Below are 7,502 nucleotides of genomic sequence, written 5' to 3'. Positions count from 1 at the left end.
GCCCGGATGCTATAGATCAACAATTCCTCTTCTTCGATAAATTCAGACCGGCTTACTCTGCATTCCGAGCCCGGGTTCTGGTTATCCGGCTTTGTGAAGCTGTCAAAGTTGTGGGTCCCCCGTACCATTTCAGCACAATAGTCCATCGCTTCCCTGTCGAGCTCCTGCAGTACCAGGATGGAAGTATCTTTCACAAGAGGACGGGGACGACGGGCAATCTGGTACCGGTACTGACGGAACGAGGCATCAAAGCGGGCGTGGAAATCGGGAGTGGTCGCCTGCATGTCCCACACGGCAATATCGTCAGGCAGCAGCCCCAGCAGCGCATATAAAAGCCGGTGCGCGTCGAGCTCTTCGGGAAAGTCAAAATGAGCCGTCTGTCCCTCCGCATGAACCCCGCTGTCGGTGCGTCCCTGTCCGATCACATCCACCGGCCGACCCAGGACCCGGCCGAGCGCCGCTTCAATTTTCTCTTCCACCGTCACGGCGTTCGGCTGTTTCTGCCAGCCGCTGTAGGCCGTGCCCGCATATTCTATTAAGAGCTTGTAGCGCGGCATAGCCGGAGGGATTTCATTACCTTAATACAACCTTCTAACCTTTTTTTCGCTCCCTTCCCCAGTGCCGGAAAATAGAGATGCTAAAGCCGCCCATCAACAGGAACGTCCCCAGCCATACAACCGAAATAAACGGCTTCTCTTCGGCCACCAGTAAAACCCACTGCTCCCGCACTTCCTTGTCGACGCCCCGAATCGTAAGTTCCACCTTCCCCGTTGACGGGTCCACGCTGCTGAATTGTACTGTACCGTTATGCCCCGGGATATCGGTCGGAGGGGCATAAGACCAGTTCTTGCCATCTTTCTGATAAATAGAAAACAGCGGGTACACCGAATTTGAACTGTCACTGCCCCGCTGCGTGACTTCAATATTGGCCCGGACGGCAATAACCGTGCTGTCCTGAAGCTCCTCGTCGGATTCCTGGCTGTATTCCTTCAGCGTAAAGTCAAAGGGTCCCACAGAAACCGTTTCACCCTGCCCGATCTCAATTTTATGGATTTTGGAGCTATCCTGCAGGCCTGCCGCAGCTGGTTCGACTTGTCGTCTCTGCTGCGCCTGCTCCTCGGCTTCCTCATTCTTTTGCTGCACATACGAACTGCCCGAAACATACAGGTAGATATCACTCAGCAGGCCGGTCCGCACGTCGGGGTCCACCGACCACTCGATATTCTGGGCGGATGAAGAGGCCAGCATCGGGTATACCTGCGGGTTAAGCGTGAACTGTTTGCCCTCGCCGTCTGCCGGCTCAAACTTAATGCGGTATTCCTGCTGGCCGGGACGGGCCTGGTCTTTGAGCGTATATCCCTCATAGGTTACGCGGTATTTACCGTTGACAACCTTTGGCTCATTAAGCTTAAGCTCCAGAAAGTCAACCGTTTGCGTCTTCCTGAAGCCCTGCTCATCAGTGACATTTCCGCTTTTGATAGCCGCATTGTACTGCCGGGTGGCATCATCCAGCAAGTGATTGTTATAGGCAGAGGAAGCCAGGATACCCAGCAGCAGCACCCCGAAGCCGAAATGGGACAGCGCTCCGCCAATCAGCATCGGGTTTTTTCGGATGAGCCGGATCATGATGATGGCGTTGCCAATCAGGGCAAACCAGGCCGTCAGCAGATATACCATGTAATAGATATTCCGTACCTCCCCGATAATAATGGACGCAAGGGTAACGACGCAGGTCAGCGCTACCGGGAGGGTCAAATCACGGGCCAGTGAGTCGGCATCCTGCCGTTTCCAGAAAAGATACTGCCCGAAGACCGTCAGGATGGCGGTCACCATCGCCATGGGCATCGTCCACTCGTTATAGAAACTGATCTCGGGCGGGGTGGGATTTTCCACAAAAAGACGCCCGATAATCGGGGAGCTGGTCCCCAGTATAATAACCAGTCCTATCAGAAAAAGCATCATGGCACCCGCAAAGGTCATGAATTCCCTGCTCAATAATTTCGACTCTTTTTTCTGCCTGGGCAGTTCCTTGTACCGGTAGAAAAAAAGTCCGAGTCCAATGCCCGTAACAGCCAGCATAAAGATCACAAGCTGGCTGTATAATCCCAGATCGACAAAGCTGTGTACGGAGGCATCCGACAAGATACCCGAGCGGGTCAGAAAGGTTTCGTAGACGATCGCCACATACGCCAGGATGGCAAAAATAATCGATGCTTTCTGCGAGGTTGAACTCTTCCGCTGTATGATCATCGTATGGATGCCGGCCGTACCCAGCAGCCAGGGTACAAAGGAGGCATTTTCAACCGGGTCCCACGCCCAGTAGCCGCCAAAGGAAAGCGTAACATACGCCCAGTAGCCGCCCAGGAAGATGGCCGTCAACAGCGCCACATTCGCGCCCAGCGTCCACGGCAGGGCGGGACCCACCCACTCATTGTATTTGCGTTTCCACAGCGCGGCCATGGCAAAACAGTAGGGTACGGCCATCATGGAGAATCCCAGGAACAGGATGGGCGGGTGAATCATCATCCAGGGACTTTTCAGCAGGTCGTTCAGCCCTTTTCCATCCTGGGGCACGAAATCGGGATTGGTCTGCAGGAACGGGGCATTGGGCATCGCTTCCGCAAGCGTCCGGAAGGGAGAAGCCCCCAGTGTGGCATCCCCCAGCGGGATCCCCGAGATCATGGACAGCATAAAGATATGCGTGAGCGTCAGGAAAAAGAGGACCGGGCCGCGATACGTATCGCGCGTCCACTTCATAAGCCCAAAACCAATAAGGATGGAAAACAGCACCCAGAGCATAAAGCTTCCCTCCTGTCCCCCCCAGAAGGCCGAAATAAGGTACTTCAGCTGCAGGTCGCTGCTGGTGTAATTATAGACATAATAAAAATTAAACTGGTGTGTCAGGATGATATAGACCAGCAGTCCCGATGCCACCAATAAAAAGAACCCCTGCAGGCCAAACAGCCAGTTGGAGACCTTAAAATAGCGATCCTCATCGTTCCTGGCATACAGGAAATACCCGATGGCAGCCAGGATCGCAAAGAGAAAGGCGGCGTTGACAAGAAGTTCACCGAAAAATTTAATCATAAACAACTACACCTAACTGTTACCCGCATTGGCCTTTTCAAATTGTGCTTCGTCAGCGTCATTATACTTTGATGGACACTTCATCAGCATCTCGTCGGCATAGAAAACATCCCCTTCGATACTGCCGATGACCACAAGACGGTCGGCCTGTTCGAAATTGTTGGGCTTCGACTGCGGGTATACCACGCGCCGTACATTCCCGGCCTCATCTTGCATATGGAAGATAAACTGTTTCGACTCCATGGAAAACCCATACTCCCTGGAATCGTCCCAGCTGCCCACCACGTGGGCGTTGTTCATATCCGCGGCCTGTTCAAAGTTCACATAGGTGCTGATGCTGTTGCCGAAATTGTACATCAACAGCGAGGTGAAGCCAACGATGGCAATTATGCCAATGATTAATTTAGGTTTCATGTTGAACCGTTTTTTTGGATTGTTTTAATTCATTTTCGAGCCGTCCCACCTTTTTATCCACCCGAATAATAAAGAAGAGCAGGACAAACCAGATGATGAGACTCACGCCCAGCACAATAAAAATGAGATCGTACGAAGCCGCCGCCTGAATTAACGGTCCCGCCTGTTCGAAGCCTTCGCTTGCCTTCCAGTCGGTCGAATATGATTTCGTCAATGTATCAACGGCCGCAACGCTGTCTTCTTGTGCCTGGATAAGTAAAAAATTCATGCTTGCTGTTGTTCAAGTTGATGCTTCATTTCCTTATAGCGGTACAGTATATCGTATAACCAGAATGCAAGGGCGATAAATCCCACGACGGCGGGGTAAAAAATATAGCGCAGCTCCGGCGCCGTTATCTCGCTGAATGCCGGGTTGCCCTCAGCCCCCGGGTGCAGGCTGGGCAGCTGACGCGGAATAATATAGAGCAAAAAAGGAATCGTCGTAGCGGCAAAGACATTGAAAACCGCGGCAATCTTCGCCCGCTTCTCCGGATTGTCAAAAGCCGTTCGCAACACAAAATAAGCAACATAAATCATCATCCCCAGCGCCGAAAGATTCATCCGCGGCTCGGCGAAGGTCCACCAAGATCCCCAGGTAAAGCGTGCCCAGAGCGAGCCGGTAATCAGTCCGCATATACCGAATAACAATCCGATCTGGGTAAAAGATTCCGCTTTCCGGTCGGTAGCCGGATCCGGGTTATTCAGATACATGATGCTGTAGACAAAGCCCGCGGCAAAACAGACCGCCATCGTAAACCACATCGGAACGTGCAGGAAGAGATTCCGTGATGATTCGAGCAAAATGGGGATCTCGGGAATAGGGATAAGGAATCCGGCTATCAGAACGCCCGTCATCCAAAGCGCTACCACATATTTCCACGGTTTTAATCTCATCAACTGCTAAAATTTTAATCTGCTCATGTCATGCCCTTCGCAAAGGACGTAAATATACGAAATCTATTTGGGAAAACTTAGTCATTTCACCTTCAACTTCCCCAAATTTTACCTAACTTTACAGGAGAAGTTGCCGCGTTCTGCCGCGGATTTTTCATCCCGGCTGTCCGGAACAAGACTTTCATGCTAAACAGACCTTCTCCACCATGGCTCATCAATCCGACTCCAAAAGCATTGAACTGACCATCAGCTGGAAGAATCACCTGCCGGGTTATGTCCTGTCCATACTGTTGATTCCGCTGTTCGGGATCGGGCTGCTGGGCCTCTACTGGGTCCGCAAGCGCCAGCAGCGCCTCTCCTACCGGGTCACCGATACCCGGATCTCCGCGCGCGATGCGAAGTACCAGCGCAATGTCGACCTGGTGAGCATAGAGCGGGTAGAGGTGCGGCAAAGCTGGCTGCAGGAGAAGCTGGAAGTCGGGGACCTGGAGCTGCATACCTCCGCCTCATCGATGACCCTCTTTGGCATGGAAAATCCCTACCACCTGAAAGGGATGCTGGAAAAGGCTGTAGCCGCACAAAAGAAGCAGCAGCAAACCGAGAAAGAACGGGAAAGACGCGAGCCAGAATATGATCCCGGAAGCATGGACAAGATTGACTACCTGACCGGCCTTTGGCAACAGGGGTTAATGTCGGACGAGGATTACAAGAAAGAGCGCAGGCATTTCGAGTAGGATAAGATACAGCCCGGGATGTTGTATACCGCTTCGGATATTCTGAAACAGGAGATTACCATCAACCCTTTTGAATCGTTGTTCGATTCCGATGACGCAGAGGGTTCTGACGGCGATGACGAGCAGCTCGATGACGTTAACCGCTTTTACGATGTTGAAATAATGATACCCTTCCTTTCGTTTCTAATGCGCAATCAGTATATTTCCCATACGCATTAACAAACCAATACCGTTATGAGTAAGAAGACGCTAAACCTATCGATTGAAGAAAGTATAAAGCGCCGGGCCAAACGCATAGCCAAAAAGCGTGGCATAAGCGTATCCCAGTTTTTTGAAGAAATGATTATCAAACAAGAAGAACGGGAAGAATGGACTCCGACCCCCGGCAGTGCTGCAGAACAAATAATGAATGCCATTCCCGAATCCAAAAAAATGGATACTCCCGATTATAATAAGCTCAAACGTGAAGCTTTAAACAAAAAGTATAACCTTGACTAAAGCTTTAATTGATACAAATGTTTGTTTGGATGCAGCCTTGGGAAGAAACCCTTTCCAATTAAATGCACTTAAAATTATAGAATCCTCACAGTACAGGGAATTTTCAGGACTTATTGCAGCACATAGCCTTGACACCCTTTTTTATCTCATAAATAACAAGAATAATAAGGAGGAAACTTATACTGTTTTGGATGGATTGCGGCGTGCATTTAGTGTTGCCCCAGTAACCCAGGATATTATTGATACTGCCTTGCATCTAAAATGGAATGATTTTGAAGATGCCATCCACTATACCACGGCCCAGGCGGCCAATTGTGATGCCATTGTTACCCGCAACCGGAAGGATTTCAAGGGTGCCGATTTGCCCGTGCTTTCGCCGCTGGAGTTTTTAGACCAGCTGCACGAACACTAATTGTCTTGCCAGGCCATTCTTCGCTATAATACAAACAATAGGAAACCCGTTTAAAATGGTATTACACCGCTCATAGCTGCGATGACACACCGCATTGGCCAACACCTCTTCGATAGCGGTATCACAAACAACCACTACTATCAATTTATAATTTCCCCAATTTTACTTTTTCATTCTTAATCAAAACCGCTCCGTCGTATGGGAGTGCGCCGGCACATATTCCTCCCTGTTTTTCTCCTGGTAAGCCTCTTCATTCTGGGTCACCGTCAGGTGCCATATCACCCCCGCTACAGCCAGGAAGAAGGCGTAGACAATCATCGTTTCCTGAATCGTAAGCCAGTCGTTTTCCAGTATCCAGGAAGCCAGCATCACTGAAGCCGATTGGGTAAGGGTAAACAGGAGCCATTCCGTACTGAAAATACGTCCCCGGAACGTATCCGGTGTCCGCCGCTGGAGCAGCACCGTGCTCATCACCCAGTTGGCCCCGGAGGCCGCATGGGCGATAAAGACAAAAAGCAGCATAACTCCCAGACTGGTCGTCATTCCCACAATAGAATACATCATCCCGCCGAACATCATGCAATACCCCATGGCCCGCACCCAGTCGCGCTCGCGGTCAAAAATTCGCCGCCCTATCACGGGACCGATCCCCGTGCCCACGCCGCGCGCCGAGTAGAGCAGGCCGAGACCGATGCTGCCCATCATCAGGACGTCTTCGGATACCAGGATCAGCATGTAGGTCAGTCCCCCCAGCAGCATCGTAAAACATCCCTTGGCGAGCGTGGGACGCATTATCTGGGGATTGTCGAACAAATAACGAAAGCCCTCTTTAATGCCGGTAAGGGGATTGCGCGTGCGCTTCAGCTCGGCATCGGACATCATTTTCTGTGGAATCACCGCCTTATAGATAAACCGGGCCGATACCACATAACTGATGGCATTAATAACAAATACCAGGTCCGTACCCAGCCACGCCGTCGCCAGTCCGCCAAACCCCATCCCCATCGTAAAGATTATGCTCCAGCTGGCGGAGGATAACACATTCGCATCCACAAGCTCTTCTTTGGTCGTAACATTGGGGATAGAAGAGGTCTTGGCCGGCTCGAAAATGGCGGAAAGCATCATCTGCAGGGCCGTCAGAACGTAAGCCAGCCAGAGCGTGTCATAGGATACGACCAGCAGCAATCCCAGCACCAGCAGGCCCCGCAGCAAATCACAAACAATCATGATGCGCCGCCGGTCGAACCGGTCGGTCAGGTAGCCTGCGAAGGGCGAAAAACTGGCCAGGCTCATCATCTTGACCACGATAATCAGTCCCAGCAGGAATTCGGAATCGGAATACCGGGTGATAAGCGCATATACCGCCAGGATTCCGAACCAATCCCCGAAATTGGAGACAATCTGGCTGAGCCACAACCGGCGGT

10 protein-coding genes are annotated in these 7,502 nt (G+C 51.4%); 4 read left to right on the top strand and 6 right to left on the bottom strand.

Annotation, left to right across the window (positions count from 1 at the left end; all coding sequences use genetic code 11):
• The 5 genes from truA to ccsA form a co-directional block, all read right to left on the bottom strand.
• Positions 1–557: tRNA pseudouridine(38-40) synthase TruA (gene truA / locus ACESLU_RS09130; RefSeq protein ID WP_372638215.1), on the bottom strand; the 557-nt coding region annotated here is incomplete at its 3' end.
• Between the two features lie 34 nt (positions 558–591).
• On the bottom strand, positions 592–3,087 hold the full coding sequence (locus ACESLU_RS09125; RefSeq protein ID WP_372638212.1) for a heme lyase CcmF/NrfE family subunit: 2,496 nt from the start codon (positions 3,085–3,087) through the stop codon (positions 592–594).
• Between the two features lie 12 nt (positions 3,088–3,099).
• On the bottom strand, positions 3,100–3,501 hold the full coding sequence (locus ACESLU_RS09120) for a cytochrome c maturation protein CcmE (RefSeq protein WP_372638209.1): 402 nt from the start codon (positions 3,499–3,501) through the stop codon (positions 3,100–3,102).
• Positions 3,491–3,769, bottom strand: a complete 279-nt coding sequence (locus tag ACESLU_RS09115) for a hypothetical protein (protein ID WP_372638206.1) — start codon at positions 3,767–3,769, stop codon at positions 3,491–3,493. Before ACESLU_RS09115 ends, ACESLU_RS09120 begins: the two co-directional genes overlap by 11 nt.
• A complete protein-coding gene (ccsA, locus tag ACESLU_RS09110; protein ID WP_372638204.1) occupies positions 3,766–4,434 on the bottom strand; it encodes a cytochrome c biogenesis protein CcsA in 669 nt (222 codons plus the stop codon). The genes ACESLU_RS09115 and ccsA overlap by 4 nt, the downstream gene beginning before the upstream one ends.
• A 206-nt stretch (positions 4,435–4,640) precedes the next feature.
• Here ccsA and ACESLU_RS09105 point away from each other — a divergent pair, with 206 nt between their 5' ends.
• From ACESLU_RS09105 to ACESLU_RS09090, 4 genes are read left to right on the top strand one after another with little or no spacing between them, the layout of a single operon-like run.
• Positions 4,641–5,168 (top strand): hypothetical protein, encoded by a 528-nt coding sequence (locus ACESLU_RS09105; RefSeq protein WP_372638201.1) that lies wholly within the window; start codon positions 4,641–4,643, stop codon positions 5,166–5,168.
• Positions 5,169–5,186: 18 nt separating this feature from the next.
• On the top strand, positions 5,187–5,387 hold the full coding sequence (locus ACESLU_RS09100) for a hypothetical protein (protein WP_372638198.1): 201 nt from the start codon (positions 5,187–5,189) through the stop codon (positions 5,385–5,387).
• A 15-nt stretch (positions 5,388–5,402) separates the two neighbouring features.
• Entirely contained in the window at positions 5,403–5,666 is a 264-nt protein-coding gene (locus tag ACESLU_RS09095) for a DUF6364 family protein (protein WP_372638195.1), read from the top strand.
• On the top strand, positions 5,659–6,078 hold the full coding sequence (locus ACESLU_RS09090; RefSeq protein ID WP_372638192.1) for a type II toxin-antitoxin system VapC family toxin: 420 nt from the start codon (positions 5,659–5,661) through the stop codon (positions 6,076–6,078). Before ACESLU_RS09095 ends, ACESLU_RS09090 begins: the two co-directional genes overlap by 8 nt.
• A gap of 180 nt (positions 6,079–6,258) precedes the next feature.
• Here ACESLU_RS09090 and ACESLU_RS09085 read toward each other — a convergent pair.
• Positions 6,259–7,502, bottom strand: a 1,244-nt coding sequence (locus tag ACESLU_RS09085; protein ID WP_372638189.1) for an MFS transporter, incomplete at its 5' end; no start/stop codon positions are given.

This window comes from Fodinibius sp., from assembly GCF_041642155.1.
In the GTDB taxonomy this organism is placed as follows: Bacteria; Bacteroidota; Rhodothermia; order Balneolales; family Balneolaceae; genus Fodinibius.
This window is presented reverse-complemented; position numbering and strand designations above follow the sequence as displayed.